The 21,389-nt window shown below is 54.7% G+C and carries 20 protein-coding genes; 3 read left to right on the top strand and 17 right to left on the bottom strand.

Annotation, left to right across the window (positions count from 1 at the left end):
• Positions 1-129: 129 nt before the first annotated feature.
• The 5 genes from sucA to sdhC form a co-directional block, all read right to left on the bottom strand.
• Positions 130-2,937, bottom strand: coding sequence for a 2-oxoglutarate dehydrogenase E1 component (gene sucA / locus BMI79_RS04705; protein ID WP_076940881.1), 2,808 nt, complete (start codon positions 2,935-2,937; stop codon positions 130-132).
• Positions 2,938-3,338: 401 nt separating this feature from the next.
• Complete coding sequence (locus BMI79_RS04700; RefSeq protein ID WP_076940880.1) at positions 3,339-4,055, bottom strand: succinate dehydrogenase iron-sulfur subunit; 717 nt, start codon at positions 4,053-4,055, stop codon at positions 3,339-3,341.
• Positions 4,056-4,071: 16 nt separating this feature from the next.
• Positions 4,072-5,838 (bottom strand): succinate dehydrogenase flavoprotein subunit, encoded by a 1,767-nt coding sequence (sdhA, locus tag BMI79_RS04695; RefSeq protein ID WP_076940878.1) that lies wholly within the window; start codon positions 5,836-5,838, stop codon positions 4,072-4,074.
• Complete coding sequence (gene sdhD / locus BMI79_RS04690) at positions 5,839-6,186, bottom strand: succinate dehydrogenase membrane anchor subunit (protein WP_076940876.1); 348 nt, start codon at positions 6,184-6,186, stop codon at positions 5,839-5,841.
• A complete protein-coding gene (gene sdhC, locus BMI79_RS04685) occupies positions 6,180-6,569 on the bottom strand; it encodes a succinate dehydrogenase cytochrome b556 subunit (protein WP_076940874.1) in 390 nt (129 codons plus the stop codon). The genes sdhD and sdhC overlap by 7 nt, the downstream gene beginning before the upstream one ends.
• A gap of 634 nt (positions 6,570-7,203) precedes the next feature.
• Between sdhC and BMI79_RS04680 the strand changes: the two genes are divergently transcribed.
• Positions 7,204-8,493, top strand: a complete 1,290-nt coding sequence (locus tag BMI79_RS04680; protein ID WP_076940871.1) for a citrate synthase — start codon at positions 7,204-7,206, stop codon at positions 8,491-8,493.
• Between the two features lie 57 nt (positions 8,494-8,550).
• Here the strand turns inward: BMI79_RS04680 and nei are convergent, their stop codons facing one another.
• From nei to BMI79_RS04620, 12 genes are all read right to left on the bottom strand, one after another.
• On the bottom strand, positions 8,551-9,342 hold the full coding sequence (gene nei, locus BMI79_RS04675) for an endonuclease VIII (RefSeq protein WP_076940869.1): 792 nt from the start codon (positions 9,340-9,342) through the stop codon (positions 8,551-8,553).
• A 67-nt stretch (positions 9,343-9,409) separates the two neighbouring features.
• Positions 9,410-10,054 carry a pyroglutamyl-peptidase I gene (gene pcp / locus BMI79_RS04670; RefSeq protein ID WP_076940867.1) on the bottom strand — a complete coding sequence of 215 codons (645 nt, stop codon included), beginning with the start codon at positions 10,052-10,054 and terminating at the stop codon, positions 9,410-9,412.
• A gap of 8 nt (positions 10,055-10,062) precedes the next feature.
• The gene (locus tag BMI79_RS04665; protein WP_076940865.1) at positions 10,063-11,070 is read right to left on the bottom strand and encodes a DUF979 domain-containing protein; all 1,008 of its coding nucleotides are present in this window, start codon (positions 11,068-11,070) and stop codon (positions 10,063-10,065) included.
• Positions 11,067-11,798 (bottom strand): DUF969 domain-containing protein, encoded by a 732-nt coding sequence (locus tag BMI79_RS04660; RefSeq protein WP_076941234.1) that lies wholly within the window; start codon positions 11,796-11,798, stop codon positions 11,067-11,069. Before BMI79_RS04660 ends, BMI79_RS04665 begins: the two co-directional genes overlap by 4 nt.
• 149 nt (positions 11,799-11,947) lie before the next feature.
• Positions 11,948-12,685 carry a 5-oxoprolinase subunit PxpA gene (gene pxpA, locus BMI79_RS04655; RefSeq protein WP_076940864.1) on the bottom strand — a complete coding sequence of 246 codons (738 nt, stop codon included), beginning with the start codon at positions 12,683-12,685 and terminating at the stop codon, positions 11,948-11,950.
• The gene (gene pxpC, locus BMI79_RS04650; RefSeq protein WP_076940862.1) at positions 12,675-13,607 is read right to left on the bottom strand and encodes a 5-oxoprolinase subunit PxpC; all 933 of its coding nucleotides are present in this window, start codon (positions 13,605-13,607) and stop codon (positions 12,675-12,677) included. The genes pxpA and pxpC overlap by 11 nt, the downstream gene beginning before the upstream one ends.
• Positions 13,601-14,257: a 5-oxoprolinase subunit PxpB gene (gene pxpB, locus BMI79_RS04645; RefSeq protein WP_076940860.1), complete on the bottom strand. Its 657-nt coding sequence runs from the start codon at positions 14,255-14,257 to the stop codon at positions 13,601-13,603. The genes pxpC and pxpB overlap by 7 nt, the downstream gene beginning before the upstream one ends.
• Positions 14,258-14,392: 135 nt before the next feature.
• Positions 14,393-15,136 (bottom strand): type 2 GTP cyclohydrolase I, encoded by a 744-nt coding sequence (locus BMI79_RS04640; protein ID WP_076941233.1) that lies wholly within the window; start codon positions 15,134-15,136, stop codon positions 14,393-14,395.
• A 291-nt stretch (positions 15,137-15,427) separates the two neighbouring features.
• Positions 15,428-16,408, bottom strand: a complete 981-nt coding sequence (locus BMI79_RS04635; RefSeq protein ID WP_076940859.1) for an MBL fold metallo-hydrolase — start codon at positions 16,406-16,408, stop codon at positions 15,428-15,430.
• A 22-nt stretch (positions 16,409-16,430) separates the two neighbouring features.
• On the bottom strand, positions 16,431-17,855 hold the full coding sequence (phrB, locus tag BMI79_RS04630) for a deoxyribodipyrimidine photo-lyase (RefSeq protein WP_076940858.1): 1,425 nt from the start codon (positions 17,853-17,855) through the stop codon (positions 16,431-16,433).
• A 15-nt stretch (positions 17,856-17,870) separates the two neighbouring features.
• Entirely contained in the window at positions 17,871-18,824 is a 954-nt protein-coding gene (locus BMI79_RS04625) for a YbgA family protein (protein WP_076940856.1), read from the bottom strand.
• 134 nt (positions 18,825-18,958) lie between these two features.
• Positions 18,959-19,165, bottom strand: a complete 207-nt coding sequence (locus tag BMI79_RS04620; RefSeq protein WP_076940854.1) for a DUF2517 family protein — start codon at positions 19,163-19,165, stop codon at positions 18,959-18,961.
• 430 nt (positions 19,166-19,595) lie between these two features.
• Here BMI79_RS04620 and BMI79_RS23480 point away from each other — a divergent pair, with 430 nt between their 5' ends.
• Together BMI79_RS23480 and kdpA are read left to right on the top strand one after the other, a co-directional pair.
• Entirely contained in the window at positions 19,596-19,685 is a 90-nt protein-coding gene (locus BMI79_RS23480; protein WP_037398280.1) for a K(+)-transporting ATPase subunit F, read from the top strand.
• On the top strand, positions 19,685-21,382 hold the full coding sequence (gene kdpA, locus BMI79_RS04610) for a potassium-transporting ATPase subunit KdpA (protein ID WP_076940852.1): 1,698 nt from the start codon (positions 19,685-19,687) through the stop codon (positions 21,380-21,382). Before BMI79_RS23480 ends, kdpA begins: the two co-directional genes overlap by 1 nt.
• The last annotated feature ends 7 nt before the right edge of the window (positions 21,383-21,389 follow it).

The raw sequence follows: 21,389 nt of genomic DNA, 5'->3' as shown, positions 1-21,389 counted from the left end.
GTTTTTTACCCTTCATCTTTCAAGTTGCCGCAGCGGGGTTGGTTGCGTTTTGTCCCCAGGCCCTTAGCTATCCAAGCGCCTGGAGAGTCATACAATTACCACCTTGCAGCCCTCTGAAATCGAGGGATATTAATCAATATTCAGCGCATCATTCACCAGAGCCTGCTGCTGCTTCTGGTGTACGGACAGATAGCCAACCGCAGGAGAAGCGGAGGCCGGGCGTCCGGCGTAACGCAAAGAAGCCCCAAATGGGATCACTTCACGGAAGTTGTGCTGGCTACAATACCAAGCGCCCTGGTTCAGCGGCTCTTCCTGGCACCAGACGAAGTCATGCACATGAGCATACTGTTCCAGCACCGCCTGAACAGCCTGGTGCGGGAATGGATACAGTTGCTCAATGCGCACGATCGCAACGTCTTTCTGGTCATTCTTGCGGCGCTGTTCCAGCAGATCGTAATAAACCTTACCGGAACACAGCACGACGCGTTTCACCGCCTGCGGATCCAACTCGTCGATTTCACCGATAGCGGGTTGGAAAGTGCCGTTTGCCAGTTCTTCTAGAGAAGAAGTCGCCAACGGATGACGCAACAGCGATTTCGGTGACATCACCACCAACGGACGGCGCATTCCACGCAGCGCCTGACGACGCAGCATATGGTAGACCTGCGCCGGGGTAGATGGGATGCACACCTGCATATTCTGTTCTGCGCACAGTTGCAGGTAACGCTCCAAGCGCGCAGAGGAGTGCTCTGGCCCTTGACCTTCGTAACCGTGAGGTAACAGCATCACCAGGCCACACATCCGCCCCCACTTCTGCTCGCCAGAACTGATGAACTGGTCGATAACCACCTGCGCACCGTTGGCGAAGTCGCCAAACTGTGCTTCCCAGATGGTCAGGGTACGAGGCTCCGCAGTGGCATAACCGTATTCAAACGCCAAAACGGCTTCTTCAGACAGTACGGAGTCCCAGACTTTGAACTCCCCCTGCCCGCTGTGAATGTTAGCTAATGGAACATAAACCGAACCATTTTTCTGGTTGTGCACCACGGCATGGCGGTGGAAGAAGGTGCCACGACCGGCATCTTCACCAGAGATACGGATCGGGATGCCTTCATCGGCCAAAGTGGCATAGGCCAGCGTTTCCGCCGCGCCCCAGTCAAATGCTTTATTACCTGCCGCCATCTCGGCACGGTCACCGTAGATTTTCGCTACGCGTGACTGCATTTCGATCGCTTCAGGTATAGTGCTGATACGACGCCCCAGTTCCTGCAGGCGCTTCATATCAACCTTGCTCGGAAACTCTTCGTCCCACTCATGGTTCAGATACGGCGACCAGGTAAAGGAGTGCAGGTTCATCGGACGCCATTCTTCAACCACACAATCACCACGATCGAGTGCATCGCGATACAGGTTGACCATTTCGGTGGCGTCTTCAAGGGTAGCAACCCTTTGCTCGGTCAAAACGTCGGCATAAATTTTGCGTGGCGTCGGGTGTTTTTTGATCTTCTGGTACATCACCGGCTGGGTTGCACTTGGCTCATCGGCCTCGTTATGCCCGTGGCGACGGTAGCAGACCAGATCGATCATGACGTCACGTTTAAAGGTATTACGGAAGTCCAATGCCAGGCGGGTAACAAAGGCTACCGCTTCAGGATCGTCAGCATTCACGTGGAAGATCGGAGCCTGTACCATCTTGGCGATATCGGTACAGTATTGGGTCGAACGCGCATCCAACGGGTTGGAGGTGGTGAAACCAACCTGGTTGTTGATGACGATACGCACCGTACCACCGACTTCATAACCACGCGCCTGAGACATGTTCAGCGTTTCCTGAACCACGCCCTGGCCGGTAATGGCTGCATCACCGTGGATGGTAATTGGCAGCACCATATTGCTGCGTGCTTCATCAAGACGATCGCGACGGGCACGCACAGAGCCCATCACCACCGGGCTGACGATCTCCAGGTGTGACGGGTTGAACGCCAGCGCCAGGTGAACCATGCCGCCTTCCGTTTCCACGTCGGAAGAGAAGCCCTGGTGATATTTCACGTCACCGGTGCCCAGGTGTTCTTTATGCTTACCGGCAAACTCGTCGAACAGATCGGCTGGTTTTTTACCCAGCACGTTGATCAGCACGTTCAGACGACCACGGTGAGCCATACCCAACACCACCTCACGAGTACCGTTTTTACCCGCATGGCGTATCATCTCTTTCAGCATTGGCACCAGAGCGTCGCCACCTTCCAGCGAGAAGCGCTTCGCCCCTGGGAATTTAGCACCGAGATAACGTTCCAGGCCTTCGGCTGCGGTCAGTTCGCTCAAGAAGCGACGCTTCTCTTCGACAGAGAAACTGGCCTTCCCCACTACCGACTCAATGCGCTGCTGGATCCAGCGTTTTTCTTCGGTATTGGTAATGTGCATATACTCCGCACCGATCGAGCCACAATAGGTCTGCTTCAGCGCGGTATACAGTTCGCCTAACTTCATGGTTTCTTTGCCAATGGCAAAAGAACCCACGTTGAAGGTTTCCTGGAAGTCGGCTTCACTCAGGTTGTGATAAGCAAGACTCAGATCGGGAACACGCTCCTGTTTCCACAGGCCGAGTGGATCGAGGTTTGCATGCTGATGCCCACGGAAACGGAAGGCGTTGATCAGTTGCAATACCTTGACCTGTTTGGCATCGGTTTCAGGATCGTTGATGGAGGTGTTGTAACGCGCAGAATCTTTCGCCAGGCGGCGGAAATAATCTCGCGTTTGGGAATGGAGCTGATCGGGTTTAACACCCGTGGTTGGTAGCTGTTGAAAAATGGAACGCCAGCTATCTTCAACGGAACTCGGATCGGTTAAAAAGTCTTCATAGAGCTGCTCTATGTAGGACTGGTTCGCGCCCGCCAGATAGGAGGAATCCAGCCAGGCCTTCATTGCGCCGTTCTGCATTATGATCCCTTAAGCTTTAAAGCTTCAGTTTTCGCCGTGGTTAACATAATTACCGTGATGGTACGGTTTGCCGTAAAAACGGTTCACTCGACGTGCTTATACCCGTCGTCTTTCAAGTTGCAGCGTTGTTGGCTTCACCTAGTCCCCCCAGTCACTTACTTGAGTAAGCTCCTGGGGATTCCTATGCTTGCCGCCTAGCTGCAATTTGAAATCCATAGGGCAAATAGCCTGATACAGCTTAAATGCACGTTCTGTTTTGGACCTTGCGGCCCCTTACAAGGAACCTCTAAAACCTGACGATCGCCCTGATTGCCTAACACGACAATCCTGCGTCAGTTTTTAGAGGCTCCCTCTCTTAGAATGTGCGCCGGAATAATGCCCGGCGCAGCATCTCATTCCATTTATGCGCCGCGTTGCAGCAGCATAGACTTAATATGGCCGATGGCACGCGTCGGATTCAAGCTCTTAGGGCATACACTGACACAATTCATAATGCTATGGCAGCGGAAAACACTAAAAGCGTCGTTCAGATCATCCAAACGTGCTTCAGTTTCCGTATCACGGCTATCGATCAGGAAGCGGTACGCTGCCAACAGACCTGCCGGGCCAACAAACTTGTCAGGGTTCCACCAGAACGACGGGCAAGAGGTTGAACAACAGGCGCACAGGATGCATTCGTACAAACCATCCAGTTTAGCCCGGCTTTCTGGCGACTGCAGGTGCTCACGCGCCGGCGGATTTTTGCCATCGTTCAATAAGAACGGCTTAATCTTTTCATATTGGGCATAAAACTGCCCCATATCGACGACCAGGTCACGCACTACCGGCAACCCCGGCAATGGACGGATTACAATCTTGTTATTGCCTTTACGTAATGACGAGACAGGCGTGATGCAGGCCAAGCCATTCTTACCGTTCATGTTGATACCGTCTGAACCGCATACCCCTTCACGGCAGGAACGGCGGAACGACAGAGTCGGATCTTTTTCTTTCAGTTGGATTAACGCATCCAACAGCATCATGTCGCGCCCTTCTTCCGCGTCCAGGGTGTAATCCTGCATATGCGGGGCGTCGTCGACATCCGGATTGTAGCGATAGATAGAAAATTCGAGTTTCATCAATCAGGCTCCGCAATTAGTAAGAACGCACTTTCGGCGGGAATGCCGCGCGCAGTTTCGGTTGCATATTCACTTCACGACGCGTCATGCTTTCCGATTGCGGCAGATACAGCGAATGGCACAGCCAGTTGGCATCATCACGATCCGGGTAGTCGAAGCGACTATGGGCACCACGGCTCTCGGTACGGAAGTTGGCCGACACAGCGGTGGAATACGCAGTCTCCATCAGGTTATCCAACTCCAGGCATTCGATACGCTGGGTGTTGAATTCGCTCGAGGTATCATCCAGACGTGCGTTCTTCAGACGTTCGCGGATCACTTTCAGCTCTTCCAACCCTTTCGCCATTGCATCACCTTCACGGAACACCGAGAAGTTGTTCTGCATGCAGGATTGCAGCGCCTTACGAATCTCAACCGGATCTTCACCTGAACGGGTGTTATTCCAGCGGTTTAGACGATCCAACGAGGCCTCTACATCAGAATCGCTGGCATCACGGCTTTCACCCTGCTCGGCCAATGATTCCTGCAGGTGCAGCCCGGCAGAACGGCCAAACACCACCAGATCCAGAAGCGAGTTACCGCCCAAGCGGTTGGCACCATGTACCGACACGCAGGCGATCTCCCCCACGGCGAACAACCCTGGGATCACCACATCTTCACCTTTCTCGTTCACGGTTAATGCCTGACCGGTCACCTTAGTCGGGATACCGCCCATCATATAGTGGCAGGTTGGGATAACCGGGATCGGCTCTTTGACCGGATCGACGTGAGCAAAGGTGCGGGATAATTCCAGAATACCCGGCAGACGGGATTCCAAAACGTCTTTGCCCAGATGGTCCAGCTTCAGCTTGGCGTGTGGGCCCCATGGGCCGTCGCAGCCGCGGCCTTCACGGATTTCAATCATGATCGAACGAGCAACCACATCACGGCCCGCCAGATCTTTCGCGTTAGGCGCATAGCGTTCCATGAAACGCTCACCATGTTTGTTCAGCAGGTAACCACCTTCACCACGGCAACCTTCGGTGACCAAGACACCCGCACCGGCAATACCCGTTGGGTGGAACTGCCACATCTCCATATCCTGCACCGGCACACCGGCACGCAGGGCCATCCCCACGCCGTCACCGGTGTTGATGTGGGCATTGGTGGTGGACTGATAGATACGGCCCGCACCGCCGGTAGCCAATATGGTTGCCTTGGCTTTGAAATACACCACTTCACCGGTTTCAATACAGATGGCAGTAGTACCCACTACCGTACCGTCCTGGTTTTTCACCAGATCCAGCGCATACCACTCAGAGAAGATGGTGGTGTGGTTTTTCAGGTTCTGCTGATACAGGGTATGCAGCAAGGCGTGGCCAGTACGGTCAGCCGCTGCGGCGGTACGTGCCGCCTGTTCGCCACCAAAATTCAGTGACTGGCCGCCAAACGGACGCTGATAAATACGGCCATCATCCAGACGGGAGAATGGCAAACCCATATGTTCCAGTTCCAGAATCGCTTCCGGGCCGGTTTTACACATATATTCGATCGCATCCTGGTCACCGATATAGTCGGAACCTTTCACCGTGTCGTACATGTGCCATTCCCAGTTATCTTCATGGCTGTTACCCAGCGCAACGGTGATACCACCTTGTGCAGACACGGTATGGGAACGGGTCGGGAATACTTTGGAAAGCAGGGCGCAAGTCGACCCCGCTTGGGAAATCTGCAGTGCGGCACGCATACCTGCGCCACCTGCACCGATAACAACTGCATCAAACTCTCTGACTGGCAGTTTCATTTAAGCACCCCACACTACGATTGTTCCGTACAGTAAATAGACCAGCAACGCGATCACGATCGCCAGTTGCAGCACCAGGCGTAAAGCCAATGGTTTGATATAGTCCGTCAGCACCTGCCACATCCCGACCCAGGCGTGAACCAGAATCGACAGCAATGTCAGCAAGGTGAATACTTTCGTAATTGAGGTGGCGAAGAAACCGCGCCATATTTCATAGGTGATGCCTGGAGCGGTGACGACAAAGCCCAGGATATACAAAACGTACAGGGTAATGACGATAGCGGAAGCACGCAGTAACAACCAATCGTGTACACCGTTACGCCCTAATGCGGAAACGTTGCTTACCATACGAGGACTCCAGCCAGAATTGACAGCACGACGGTCAGACCGAACGCCACTTGGGCAGAACGGGTACCTGCGGCTAAACTCTCTTCGATATAGCCAAAATCCATTAACAAGTGACGAACGCCACCGCAAATGTGATAGGCCAGCGCAGTGAGAATCCCCCAGAAGATGAATTTCACGAAGAAGCTATTCATGATGGAGGCAGCGTGCAGGAAGCCCTCTTGAGAAGAGAGAGACAAGCCCAACAGCCAGAGAAGGATACCCACGGCAACGAAGGTAATTACGCCAGAGACTCGGTGTAAGATGGACGCTATCGCAGTTACGGGAAACCGGATCGTTTGCAGATCCAGGTTGACAGGTCTTTGTTTTTTCACGGTTTTGCCCACACAGCTCTTATTATTTTCCTTCCTCCGGGCCTGGGTGGGGATCAGACAGCGTTAAGAGCCAAAACCCTTACACGTCACGCGCTCAAACATCGACTTCCAATGTGCTCAAACGGCGCGTAGTTATAACGCTGGGTGCTCCTACTTCAGGGTAATCCGGAGACCTGGCGGCAGTATAGGAGGATCACATTCTTATTACAATTCCCATACAATCCCTTTGGGGACATTTCCCTCGAACAGTGATTAAGATCACGATTTTCACATTTCACACTAAATTAATTATCTGATTTGACAAGAGATCAACATTTCCATTACAAATAGGGTAGCAATCAGCCCTATGATGCGCTACCGGTCAACAGATACACTTCCCCCCATGATTAAGTTATGCAACAGTGTATCTAGCTAGTACTCCGAACATGTTGTAGGTAATGATTAATAGAAAATAACGAATCCCGAAGAATCGTTAGCAATTGGCAACCTATCTCGCTCACCGGTTAGCACTCTGTTCCCTACTCGCGCATTTGCGCAGTCGCTCACAGAGTTAGCTTCCGCGCTATATTATTGCGGGCAACCTGCCGAGATTTAAGGTATTTCAGTTGTTAGAGGTTTTTAAAATAAGGCGCTAAGGAGACTGTAAATGACTGATAAGAAAGCGACGCTAAGTATCAACAATGGCGAAGCTCCGATCGAACTAGGCGTGCTCACCCCAACACTAGGCCCTGATGTCCTTGACGTGCGCACCTTGGGCTCCAAAGGTTATTTCACATTTGATCCCGGCTTTACTTCTACCGCTTCCTGCGAATCCAAAATCACCTTTATTGATGGTGACAAAGGTATTCTGTTGCACCGCGGCTTCCCTATCGAGCAGTTGGCAAAAGAATCCTCCTATCTGGAAGTGTGCTACATCCTGTTGTACGGCGAAGCCCCGACCAAAGCAGAATTTGAGACCTTCAAAACCACCGTTACCCGCCACACCATGATCCACGATCAGATTACCCATCTGTTCCGTGGTTTCCGCCGTGACTCACACCCGATGGCGGTGCTGTGCGGCGTAACCGGTGCGCTGGCCGCGTTCTATCACGACGCGCTGGATGTTAACAACGAGCGTCACCGCGAAATTACCGCGTTCCGCCTGCTGTCCAAAATGCCGACCGTGGCAGCAATGTGTTACAAGTACTCTATCGGCCAACCTTTCGTCTATCCGCGTAACGATCTCTCTTACGCCGGCAACTTCCTGCGCATGATGTTTGCCACGCCGTGCGAAGAATATGTGGTGAACCCGGTGCTGGAACGTGCGATGGATCGTATTCTGATCCTGCATGCCGATCACGAGCAGAACGCCTCAACGTCGACCGTCCGTACCGCCGGTTCCTCTGGTGCCAACCCGTTTGCCTGTATCGCGGCCGGTATCGCCTCTCTGTGGGGGCCAGCGCACGGCGGTGCCAACGAAGCCGCCCTGAAAATGCTGGAAGAGATCAAAACGGTTGAGCACATTCCAGAATTCATCAAGCGCGCTAAAGACAAGAACGATTCTTTCCGCCTGATGGGCTTCGGTCACCGCGTGTACAAGAACTACGATCCGCGTGCTACCGTGATGCGTGAAACCTGCCATGAAGTGCTGAAAGAACTGAATAAGAAAGACGATAACCTGCTGGAAGTGGCGATGGAGCTGGAACACATCGCGTTGAACGACCCGTACTTCATTGAGAAGAAACTGTATCCGAACGTGGATTTCTACTCTGGCATCATCCTGAAAGCCATGGGTATTCCGTCTTCCATGTTTACCGTTATCTTCGCTATTGCCCGCACTATCGGCTGGATCGCCCACTGGAACGAAATGCACGACGAAGGCATCAAGATCGCCCGTCCGCGCCAGTTGTATACCGGTTATGCCGAGCGTGAGTTCAAATCGCAGAACAATAAATAAGTTCATTGTTCCTTGCATACCATGCCGCCCATCTCAACCTGGGCGGCTTTTTATTGGCTATTTCTGGCACCCTGGGCACCAATAAAATGGCCGCGATGACAGAACCGTTTTCTCGATCATCACCCCGCATCTTGGGCAAGGCTCACCACTACGGTGAAACACATTGAAGCGGAACAAACTGCCATGATGGCGGTTATCATCCGCCTGGCCTCGGGTTTGATAAGACAACCGGGGAATATCCAGCAACGCCTGCGCCAATCGGTGCACCTCTTCTGCGCTTAAGTCACACGGTTTATGCTTGGGTGCCAATTGCGCCTGCCACAAGATTTCAGCACGCAGATAGTTCCCCAGCCCCGCCAAAAAGGTTTGATCGAGCAACATTCCCCCCAATTGCCGCTTGCAGAATTTGGCAGATAACAGCCGTTTTTCAACCTGCTCCATCGTTAATGCCATATCCAGCACGTCTGGCCCGATGCGGTTTAAGAACGGATGCTGTTCAATTTCACCGCGCGGTGCGAGCGTAATATCGGAAGCGCTGTACAGTAAAATCGCCCAATCGGCGGTTTGCAGCCGCACGCGCAGATCGCGTTTGGTTTCTGGCGTCTCCCCAGCTTTCACCACTTTCCACACGCCATAGAGCTGGTTATGGCTATACATCGTCACCCCATTAGAGAAATCGGTTAACAGAGCCTTTCCCCGCGGTTCGATAGCGGTAATACATGCGCCAATCAAATCAGCCTGATAGTGTTTCAGTTGGGGAAAAGCAAACCAGACCTCCGTCAGCGGTTGGCCAATCATCACCGCCGCCAGTTTATCTGCTGCCCGGCGAATCTCCGGTCCTTCCGGCATACCCTACTCCTTGATTGAAAAGGGCCCTGCGTACAGAGCCCTGATATTTCAACGCATGGGAAACGCCTTAATGCGTTGCTCCCCCCGCCACTTTCAAATCCTGTTCAACCTGCAGCGCAACCAAAATAGCCAGCTCCAATGCAATCAACAGGGTTTGGGCGGCCATACTCGGTGCACCGGGGTGGAACGCAGCCTGTTCCGGCAGATACGGGATATGAATAAAACCGCCCTTCACCGCCTGCTGCCCGGCTAAACGGTGCAACAAACCGTACATCACGTGATTGCACACATAGGTTCCGGCGGTCTGCGAAACTGAAGCAGGAATACCAGCTTCACGCAGCGCATTCACCATCGCCTTGATGGGCAAAGTGCTGAAATAAGCCGCCGGCCCTTGTTCAACAATAGTTCGATCGATTGGCTGTTGCCCTTGGTTATCGGGTATACGCGCATCGTCGACGTTAATCGCGACCCGCTCCAGGGTAATATCAACGCGCCCACCCGCTTGACCGACCGCCAGCACCAACACCGGCTGCGATTCATCAATGGCTGCGTTCAGCACCGTTAACGCTTCACCAAATACGCAAGGCAACTGACGCGCAACCACGCGTGCTCCGGCCACCTCCCGCTGGTCAAGCTGCTTCACCACTTCCCAGGAAGGATTCACACGTTCGCCGCCAAAGGGTTCAAAGCCAGTAATCAGTACTTTTTGCATATCCGCTCCTACAGGAACATCAGGAAATAAAGCAGGAAAACGTTCACCAACAGCAAGGTTACCCCGGTTGGGATCTGAGCCTTGATCACCGCGTTCTTGTCTGGCAACTCCAGTAATGCCGCAGGCACAATGTTGAAGTTAGCCGCCATTGGCGTCATTAGCGTACCGCAGTAGCCAGAAAACATGCCGATTGCCGCCATCACCGCCGGGTTACCGCCGTGCTGCAGCACCAGGATCGGGATACCAATACCGGCAGTGACGATCGGGAACGCGGCAAACGCGTTGCCCATCACCATGGTCAGCACTGCCATACCAATAGCGTACACCGCCACGGCGATGAAACGGTTATCTACCGCCAGATACTCCTGCGTCAGATGAGAAATCGCCGTTCCGACACCGGCAGTGGTGAACAACAACCCCAACGTAGCCAGAATCTGCGGCAAAATAAACGCCCAGCCGATTGAATCCAGCAGGCGACGCGCTTCGTGAACCGGCTGTAGGGCTTTTTCATGGGTCATCTTCACGGCAATGAGCAAGCCCAACACGCAGCCGACCATCATTGAGAATAACGTAATCAGCGTGGCGTGGTTACCACTGCCAAACACCGCGCTTTGCAATGCCGGAATATTGTTGAACAGCAGCACGCCGATCACCGTCACCACCGGAATGGCAAGCGCGGGGACAAACAGGCGATTACCCAACCTTTCAGCGCTGGCTTCGCGCTCCTGCGGGCTACGCTGATGGTAACGGCCCAAGCGAACACCGCCAAAACCGGCGATCAATGCCATCACCACCACCAGCACACCTACCACAATGTGCAACTGGCGTTTAGCATCAGCACCGCTGCCGAACAATCCGTAGGTCCAGTCACCCACCAGGAAGATCAGGCCGTACAACATCCAGAACAGGCCGGTAGTCACACGACGTGGGTTGGCGCGATCGCGGAACGACATCACTGCGACGATCAGTAAGACGACACCGGCCAGCCAGTAGAGATATTGTTGTTGGAAATTCATTTGCCAGCTCCTTTCGCCTGCAGCGCCGCCTGATTGAGTTTGCTCAGTTCTGCGGTAAGTTGCTTATCCATGCGATACAGGCGGAAGGCGTGGATCAGGAAGGCAAAGATCGCCGTCGGGATCCCCCACAGCGCAATATGCAGCGGCTCAGTCTGGATACCACCAGACTCCAACATAAAGTTATGCATGAAGATAATCGCCCCAAAAGCAACGAAGATATCCTCACCAAAGAACAAACCGACGTTATCCGTTGCCGCAGACATTGCACGCAGCCGATGGCGTACGCGTTCAGGCAGTTCGCCGTAGCGGCTCTCCGTGGCCCCTTCGGCCATCGGTGCCAGCAGCGGGCGCACCATCTGCGGATGGCCGCCTAGGCTAGTCAACCCCATCGCTGCAGTGGCTTCACGCACGAACAGATAGACGATCAGCAAGCGCCCGGCAGTAGCACTTTTGATTTTGGCGATCCACGCTTGCGCACGTTCTTTCAACCCGTGGCGCTCCAACAGGCCGATAACCGCCAGCGGCAACAGCAGGATCAGCGGCAGATTGCGGGTGTTGATAAAGCCCTCACCCAGTTTTTCCAGAATCACGTCTAGCGGCATCAGTGCCGCCAGCCCGGTGATAATCCCGGCGACGATCACTACCAGCACCGGGTTAAAGCGTAAAATGAAGCCAACCACGATGGCGGCAATACCAATCAGTGGCCAGAGGTTTACTGTCTGTTCCATAGTTTTCATCCCTTATATATCCTTCACACTTCAAGCTGCTTGAGTGTTGGCTGTGCCCTGTCGCCTACAAACAACGCGCGTAACGTGGATATAGATTGTGTTTGCTGTGTTTCTTGTTTTTATCTCAATACGGCCTTTACCACGGCACACTAACCCGCACTGACGCGGATCTGCTGTTCGGCAAAGCTCTCACGCAGTTTACGGGCATACGCTAACGCATGTTCACCATCACCATGCAGGCAAACCGTTTCGGCCTGAACGGCGGCCCAGGCTCCTGTCACCGTACGTACTCGGTGATGGCGCACCATCTCCAGCGTTTGCTCCAGAGCCAGCTCATCACTGGCGATCAGCGCGCCTTGTTGACCACGCGGTACCAAGGTACCGTCGGCCTGATAGCCGCGATCGGCAAACACTTCCTGCCTTGTCGCCAGCCCCAGTTTTTGCCCGGCACGAATCAGCTCGCTGCCCGCCAAGCCAACCAAACGCAATGCTGGATCCACCGCCAGTACGGCGCGAGCAATGGCATCAGCCAGTTCGGGCTCCACCGCAGCCTGGTTATACAGCATGCCATGGGGCTTCACGTGCACCATCACACCGCCTTCGGCACGTGCGATCGCCGCCAGCGCACCGAGTTGATAAACCACCTGTGCGTAAACCGTTTCCGCAGGCAACTGCATGCGGGTCCGGCCAAAGTTTTCCCGATCGGGGAAACTTGGGTGTGCACCGATAGCCACCCCGTATTGCAGCGCCCAACGCACCGATTGACGCATGGTTTGCGCATCACCGGCATGGAAACCACAGGCGATATTGGCGGAGCTGACCAGTTGCAGCAACGCCTCATCATTGGCACAGCCTTCGCCGAGATCGGCGTTTAAATCAACGATCATTTAACCCCCAGGCTATCTGTTGAATAAAGTGATCCTGCTCAGCCTTGGCACGCTGCGCCTCAGCCAACGTACAAGGGATAAAGTGGATAACTTCGCCGAGGCGAATCTGCGCCAGATGGTAGAGATCGGCCTCGATCACGCAGGCAATACGCGGGTAACCGCCAGTGGTCTGCGCATCGGCCATCAGCACGATCGGCAGGCCGTTATGTGGCACCTGAATCACTCCCGGCAATAACCCATGGGAGAGCATTTCACGCTCGGTCGTTCTTGTCAGGGCGATGTTGCCATGCAGACGATATCCCATCCGGTTACTCTGCGGGCTAAGCTGCCAAGCCTTGCGCCAAAAGGCATCCTGTGCCTCTTTGCTGAACTCGCCGTACTCAGGCCCTGGTAACGCGCGGATCCGGTTGTTGAACAGCAGTTGCTTCACGCCCAGGCTGTTGATCGGTAATTTGCGGCTGCTCCCCAAAGGTAAAACGTCACCCTCTTTCAGTGGCCGCCCATCAAACCCACCGAAGCCTGCTTTCAGATCGGTACTGCGCGACCCCAGCATTTCGGGCACCGCAATCCCACCCGACAGCGCCAGGTAACTGCGCATGCCGTGTTTCGGCATTTTCAGCGTCAGCTTTTGGCCTTTTTTGACCGGATAACGCCACCCGGTCCACAGAGGTTTCCCATCTAGCTGTGCATCACAACCGGCACCGGTCAGGGCGATCCAGCCATGTTGGCTAAACTCGGCGCTGAACTGCCCGAGCGTGATCTCCAATCCAGCGGCATCTGGCGTGTTGCCCACCAGCAGATTGGCAATTTTCAGCGCGGGGACATCCAACGCACCGCCCTGGCTAATCCCCAAGCGGCGAAAGCCGTTGCGCCCCAGGTCCTGAACCGTGGTGTAAATACCCGCACGCAGAATCTTCAACATACCCCCTCCTTCTGCGGCACAAAGCGCACGTTGTCGCCAGGGCGCAATAGCGTCGGTGGCATTTCATTGGGATTAAACAGGGCCAGCGGCGTGCGGCCAATCAGTTGCCAGCCGCCGGGTGTGACGAGCGGATAAATTCCCGTCTGGCCGCCACCAATCCCCACCGAACCGGCGGCAACCGACAAGCGTGGCTCTGCACGACGCGGCATCGCCAAACGTTCCGGCATGCCCCCCAAATAGGTGAACCCAGGCTGGAAACCGAGAAAATACACCACATAGGCCACAGAGGAATGGCATTCCACCACCTGCTGCGGCGTCATCCCGGTGTACTGTGCCACTTCGTGCAGATCGGGGCCATCCACCCCGCCGTAGATCACCGGTATATCCACATCGCGGGATTCCGGCACCAGGCTCTCGTTACCTTCCCAACCCTGTTGCAGCAGCGCCAGCATGGCTTCTGCATCGGCCTGCGGCGTATACAGCAGCAGTGTCAGGTTATTCATACCCGGCACCACTTCACGCACGTCAGCATGGTGGTTTAATTTTTCCGCCAATGCCCAAATACGTTGCTGACTTTGCAATGTTACCGGGGGCGCCAATTCAAGCACTACTGCTCTTTCCCCTAACAGATAATATCGTGCTCGCTGCACCCTGCTCTCCTTAACTGATTACAAAACGTATCAGTTATGCGTGACGGCAGCCCGGCTGTCAATAGAACAACCCTTGTTAAAATAAGGGATTAGGGTTATTTTTCGGGTTCGGTCAAGCGAACCCGAGGAAGGAAATCAGGCAGGATTCGGGATATCGATAAAGGTCACGTCAAAGCCATGATGCTGCGCCAGCCACTCACCAAGCGCCTTGATACCGCCGCGTTCGGTAGCATGGTGGCCAGCGGCAAAGAAGTGCACACCCATTTCCCGTGCCGTATGGATGGTTTGTTCAGAAACCTCACCGCTGATAAAGGCATCAACGCCGAATCGTGCGGCGCTGTCGATAAAGCTCTGGCCACCACCGGTGCACCAGGCCACGTTGCGAATATGCTCAGGCGCATTATCACCACAATGCAGCACCGCTCGCCCCAGGCGGCTTTCGATACGCTGTTGCAGCTCGCTGCCACTTAGCGGTTGCTCAAGCTCACCGTAAGGCAGCAAAGACTCAACCTCACCCTGCACGCGGATCCCCAGCATCTGGGCCAGTTGGGCGTTATTGCCCAACACCGGATGCGCATCCAGCGGCAAGTGATAGCCATACAGGTTGATATCGTTGCTCAGCAGCGTTTTCAGCCGGTTACGCTTCATGCCGCGCACCGACGGCGCTTCGTTTTTCCAGAAATAGCCATGATGCACCACGATGGCATCGGCCTGGTGTTCCACGGCGGCATCAAGCAGCGCCTGACACGCCGTCACCCCAGTGACAATGCGCTGCACCTGCGCGCGCCCTTCCACCTGCAGGCCGTTTGGCGCATAGTCCTGAAAAGCAGCACAGTTCAATTCGGTGTTGATCAGATTTTCCAGATCGAGGTTGTTCATCATTATCTCACTTTTTATACCCTATGGATTTCAAGATGCAGGTAGGCGGCAACTGAGTGACAAATCGGTCAGAGACCGATTTGAACAGCGCTTGCGCTGGCCCATATGGGGGAGCCTCAGCCATGAGGCTCATCATCCCTAGGAGCTTACAGAAGTCAAGTGGCTGGGGTGAGTGACAAATCTGCGAAAACAGATTTGAACGCTGCTTGCAGCGGTCCCGAAGGGACGAGGCCCAGCATGGGCCGAGTAACGCAGCTAACACCCCTGCAACTTGAAAGACGACGGGTATATTCAAAATTGTTGCCGATCGCCCTGCTCCATCAATATAAACCTCACCCCCAGTTCGTTGCCCTGCTCCAGTTGCTGTTTGATGGTGGCACGCACATCCTCGCCCTGCTTCAGGCTGGGCTTGATATGACCGATCACCACCGGCAGATCTTTCAGCGAGCCATCTCCCCCGCTGTATTGCTGCAGGTTTTTCAGCTCTTTCAGCAGCCAGGCGGGCGTTAGATGGCCATAGAGCGATTTATCTTCCACGCCGTTAGGGTAAGAAGCCTCAATAATCATGCCTTTCAGCTGCTTCTGCTCAATCAGCGGCCCCAGCACGCGCCAGATGCTGTCTAAATTGCGTGACTGTTCGAGCGCGTCCGGGCCGGTATCGCCAAAATAGGCGAATGAGCCTTCACGATCAGAAACCAATAGCATTGAAGAAGGGTAACGATCGTGGCTGAGTGGATACATCACCCCGCTCAAACCGGTCAGCCCCAGGGTAAAACGTTGTTGCGGGCGTACCGTTTGCAGGCGGTAGGTTCCCAGCCGTGCGCCATTGCCCGCATCGGTGAAGTTGGGCCAGGCCTTCCAGTTAAAATAGTGGTTACGCAACGTCAGGACGGTATCCGCCTGCGCATAAAGGGTTTTCTTGCTGTCTTGCGGCGAGCCGATAATCAGCCCGGCGACATGGTCCAAGTGCGCGTGGCTGATAAAGTAGCTGTCGATCAGTTGGCGGAACACGTACCCTTGCGGCGTATAAGGGGCCGCCAGTTCAGGCGTCACCTGCGGGAAGCTGCCCTTTTGCAGCCCCTTGGCGATCCCCGGCAGCAGCGAACCGGCATCCAGTGCCAGATAGCGCGTTTGGTTATCGCTACGGATCAGGTAAGAGGTCAGATTGCCATCGCTGACGCCGCCGTCGACGCCCAGCGCCACTACGTCAAAGCCGGCCATCGCCAGGGCGGAATAGCCGCTCAGGCACAAAGCCAGCATTTTTTTCATCATCAGGAAGCTCCTTGCTGTTGCCTTAATTACCCCCTCGCTTGGCCGCTTCGAAGGCCGCTAGCGTATCCAGCCGGGCCTGCTTGTGATCGACAATCGGCTGTGGATAATCCAGCGCGCGTTGCTGTTTTTCTGCCCAGCGATGAGGTTGGTGAATGTCATTGTCCGGTACACCCGCCAGTTCAGGCAACCATTTACGGATAAAAGTGCCTTGCGGATCAAAACGTTCACCCTGGGTGGTCGGATTGAAAATACGGAAATAAGGTGCGGCGTCGGTACCGGTTGAAGCGGCCCACTGCCAGCCACCGTTATTGGCCGCCAGATCGCCATCCAGCAGTTGTGACATGAAATAGCGCTCGCCGGCACGCCAGTCGATCAATAAATCCTTCACCAAGAAGCTGGCGCTGATCATCCGTAAGCGGTTATGCATCCAGCCGGTTTGATTGAGCTGACGCATAGCGGCATCAACAATCGGGTAACCGGTCCGCCCCTGCTGCCAGGCTAATAGCGCCTTGTCATCGGCTTTCCAGGTTACCCTATCGGTCCACTCAATAAAGGGACGGTGCTTGCATAACGCAGGATGTGCCACCATCAGATGGCGATAAAACTCGCGCCAGATCAGTTCGTTCAGCCAGCAGAAAGCGCCACTCTCCGGGTTCTCCAACACTTCTGGGCATTCGGCGCGCAGCCGGTTGAAGCACTGGCGCGGCGACAACACGCCGATAGCCAGGTAGGGTGAAAGGCTACTGGTACCGGCAATCGCAGGCAGATCGCGTTGCTTGGCATAATCCTGTACCTGCTCGCGGCAAAACGCGCGCAGCCGCTGCAGCGCCGCCTCTTCACCCGCCGGGTATGCGGCCCCTACCTCCGCCTGGGGATAGTTGAACTTCTCGGGTTCAGCCAACGGCAGCACGTCACCACGTGCGGGCGGAGCAGGCAATGAACGGACATCAGACTCCATCAGCCGCTGGATAAATGCCCGGCGAAACGGGGTATAGACCTTGAACATCTCACCATTGCCGGTCAGCACACTGCCCGGTGGCAACAGCAGACTGTCGTCAAAACTGTGGCAAACCACCTTGCCCGCCAGCTGTTGCTCAAGCTGGGCATCACGCTGGCGCTCATTGATTTCATACTGGCGGTTATAAAACAGTGCGGTGACCTGCCGCTGCTGGCAGAAATCCACCAGCCAGGTGAGCGAATCGGCAAAGTCGTTGCACTGATGGTAAACCAGTTCAATGCCGCGTGCCGCCAGCGCCTGTTGCACCTGTAACAGGTTGGCGTGAATAAAGGCCGCCTGGCGCGGGGCCATCTCATGCTGGCGCCACTGCCCTGGGGTGGCAATGAACACCGCCACTACCTTGGCATCGGCATCGCTACAGGCCGCATGCAGCGCTTTATTGTCGGTAATACGCAAATCGTTACGCAACCAGATCACATGGGTGGTCATAACATTCCTTGTCGATTAATGGCCATAACGTAAACGCAGCGCTTCTGGGTATGGCTCAAAATAGCGCTGCTGCGCCAGATAACTGTCAGGATATTCAGCCATATAATGCTTTAACAGGGTGATAGGGGCCAGCAAGGGCTGCATCCCTTGACGGTAGCGATCGATGAGTTGCGCCAGTTCCTGACGCTGGGCGGAACTGAGCTGACGGCGGAAATACCCCTGCACATGCATCAGCACGTTAGTGTGGTTACGGCGGGTGGCTTTGTGCTTGAGCAACGCCATCAGGCGGCTGCGGTACTCCACGGCAAACGCCTCCAGCGACGCCCACTTTTCAATGCCTGCGACAAAACGCCCCAATTCGCGGTACTCGGGCTGTGAGTGCGCCAATAGTAAAAGTTTATAACGGCTGTGGAAAGCGATCAGCCCGCCGCGCGTCAGGCCTTTACGCCACAGCATGTTCAGTTCATAGAGCGCAAACACCCGCTCGACAAAGTTCTCCCGCAGCACCGGATCGTTCAGGCGGCCATCTTCCTCTACCGGCAGCCACGGCATCTGGCGCATCAGTTCGGCGGTAAACAGCCCAACGCCGCTTTTACGCGCGCCTTCGCCATTCTCACCGTACACCTTGACCCGTTCCATTCCGCAACTGGGCGACTTGGCGCAGACGATATAGCCACATAAATCCTGTAGGGTAGCGACACGCTGCTCGGAGAACTGCTGCATCTTGTCGGTAACATCTATCGTGCTGTCATTACTGTTGCACAACACCGTCTCTTGCTGTTTTTTCATCAACCGCAGAGCAGGCCGTGGCGCGGGTAAGCCAATCGCCATTTCTGGGCAGATGGGTTCAAAGCGCACATAAGGGGCCAGTTGTTCCACGGCAAACTCCAGCCGTTTATGGCCACCATCAAAACGTACTCTGCCGCCTAATAGGCAAGCGCTGATCCCTACTGGAATTTTATCACTCATATTTTTACGCCCCAGAATGGTGGATGATGCAAAAAGTGTAGAGGAATTCGCGCGTTAGTACGACTCAATAACGCATAAACAAAAAACCCCCGCCAACATTGACGAGGGTTTTTAGTGCGGTACGCCGAAAGTAATCAATAAAAATCGCCAGACGCGGCTTCTGCCTGCTGCAGCCAGACCGGTTTATCACTGGTTTTGGCCCAGACGCGGTGCAGATAGCTGTAAAAACGGGCGCGATCGGTACGGAACAGCATCACTGGTAGAGTCACCAGTAACGCCAGAAGCACAGCACTGCGGCGCAGGAAGATCCGATGTAATGGATAAGCGTGATAGTTAGACATGCGAACCTCCTTGGCAACACCTGCGGCGGAACTATCAGGAAACCGTACGGGCGTATAACGTTAAATAAGACAATTTGAAAGTTGGACAAAATTTTAGCGCAATTTTTGTAACTTTACTACTCATCCGACCACTATTTTGCTCAAAAAAATCGCAAAAATTACGCTGCAGCGTAATTTTGTTACATGAAGGTTAATCACAAACTCAAAGCCGGTTACTTAATGGTTACCTCTCGATAACGGGTTTTCCCCTCGAAAAGAACAACCGCAAAGCGGACGATGGCGATCGTAACCTGCATTACCCTCTGCTTTTTTGCTTTAATTTCAGCCATTTTTATACTTTTTTTACACCGCCCGGCGCTATTTTTTCATCTTCTTTCCACCCTACTCCCTACACTCAGGCTATCAAAAACCACACCTCTGGAGGTGTCCCGTGAGTTTCAGCGTTATTGGTGGTGCGCTGCTGGTTCTGCTGCTGTTGGGCTATCTGATTTATGCCCTGTTTAATGCGGAGGATTTCTAATGGCAGCTTCAGCCTTCTTACTGATCGCCAGCTTTATGCTGGTGCTTCTATTGTTAGCTCGCCCTCTGGGCGGCTTTATCGCACGCCTGATCGAAGGTGAACCGCTGCCGGTGCTGCGTCACGTTGAACATGCCGTCTGGCGCTGTTGTGGTAATGACACGGCAGAAATGAACTGGTGGCAATATGCCTTGGCTATTCTGTGGTTCAACCTGCTGGGTTTGGTGCTGCTATTTGCGTTGCTGATGGCTCAGGGCTCATTGCCGCTTAACCCGCAAGGGTTCGCCGGGCTGTCTTGGGATCTGGCGCTCAATACCGCCGTCAGTTTCGTCACCAATACTAACTGGCAAGCCTATAGCGGTGAAAACACCCTCAGCTATCTCAGCCAGATGGCTGGGCTGACGGTGCAAAACTTCCTGTCTGCGGCTACCGGCATTGCCGTGGCCTTTGCCTTGATCCGCGCCTTTGCCCGCCGCTCCAGCACCACTATCGGTAACGCCTGGATCGATATCTTGCGCATTACCCTGTACGTGCTGTTGCCGCTGGCGCTGCTCATCGCGCTATTTTTTGTCAGCCAAGGCTCACTACAGAACCTCTCGCCTTATCTGCATCTGCACACGTTGGAAGGCGCGCAGCAAACGCTGCCAATGGGGCCGGTGGCTTCGCAAGAAGCGATCAAAATGCTCGGCACCAACGGCGGTGGTTTCTTCGGCGCCAACTCCGCACATCCGTTCGAAAACCCGACGGTGTTGACCAACTTCGTGCAGATGCTGGCGATCTTCCTGATCCCTTGCGCACTGTGCTTTGCCTTTGGTCAGGTGGCCGGTGAAAACCGCCAGGGCCATGCGCTGATTTGGGCAATGGCGCTGATCTTCGTGCTGGCGGTGATCGTAGTAATGAACGCCGAACTGGCAGGTAATCCGCATCTGAGTGCACTCGGCAGCGCCAGTGACATCAACATGGAAGGTAAGGAGTCACGCTTCGGTATTCTTGCCACCAGCATGTTCTCGGTGGTCACCACGGCAGCGTCCTGCGGTGCCGTTAACGCCATGCATGACTCTTTCACCCCGCTGGGCGGCTTGGTGCCGATGTGGTTAATGCAGATCGGTGAAGTGGTATTTGGCGGTGTCGGTTCTGGCCTGTATGGCATGCTGCTGTTCGTGCTGCTGACGGTGTTTATTGCCGGATTAATGATTGGCCGCACCCCGGAATACCTGGGCAAGAAGATCGATGTCTATGACATGAAGATGACCGCGCTGGCGATCCTGGTCACTCCGACGCTGGTACTCCTGGGAACCGCACTGGCGATTGCTACCGACGCAGGCCGTGCCGGTATTCTCAACCCTGGCGCACATGGTTTCAGCGAAGTGCTGTATGCCCTGTCTTCTGCCGCCAACAACAACGGTAGCGCCTTTGCAGGCTTAAGCGTCAATACACCGTTCTATAACCTGCTGCTGGCCTTCGCCATGTTCGTCGGCCGTTTTGGGGTGATCCTGCCGGTGTTGGCCATTGCCGGTTCGCTGTGCGTCAAAAAACGCCAACCTGCGGGTAACGGTACGTTGCCCACTTACGGGCCGTTGTTTATCGGCCTGCTGATCGGCACCATCCTGCTGGTCGGTGCATTGACCTTTGTTCCAGCGCTGGCGCTGGGCCCGGTAGCCGAGCATTTGCAGCTTTGGTTGGCAAACTCACAGTCATAGAGAGAAT

The organism is Serratia oryzae (assembly GCF_001976145.1).
Taxonomy (GTDB): Bacteria; Pseudomonadota; Gammaproteobacteria; order Enterobacterales; family Enterobacteriaceae; genus Chania; species Chania oryzae.
This window is presented reverse-complemented; position numbering and strand designations above follow the sequence as displayed.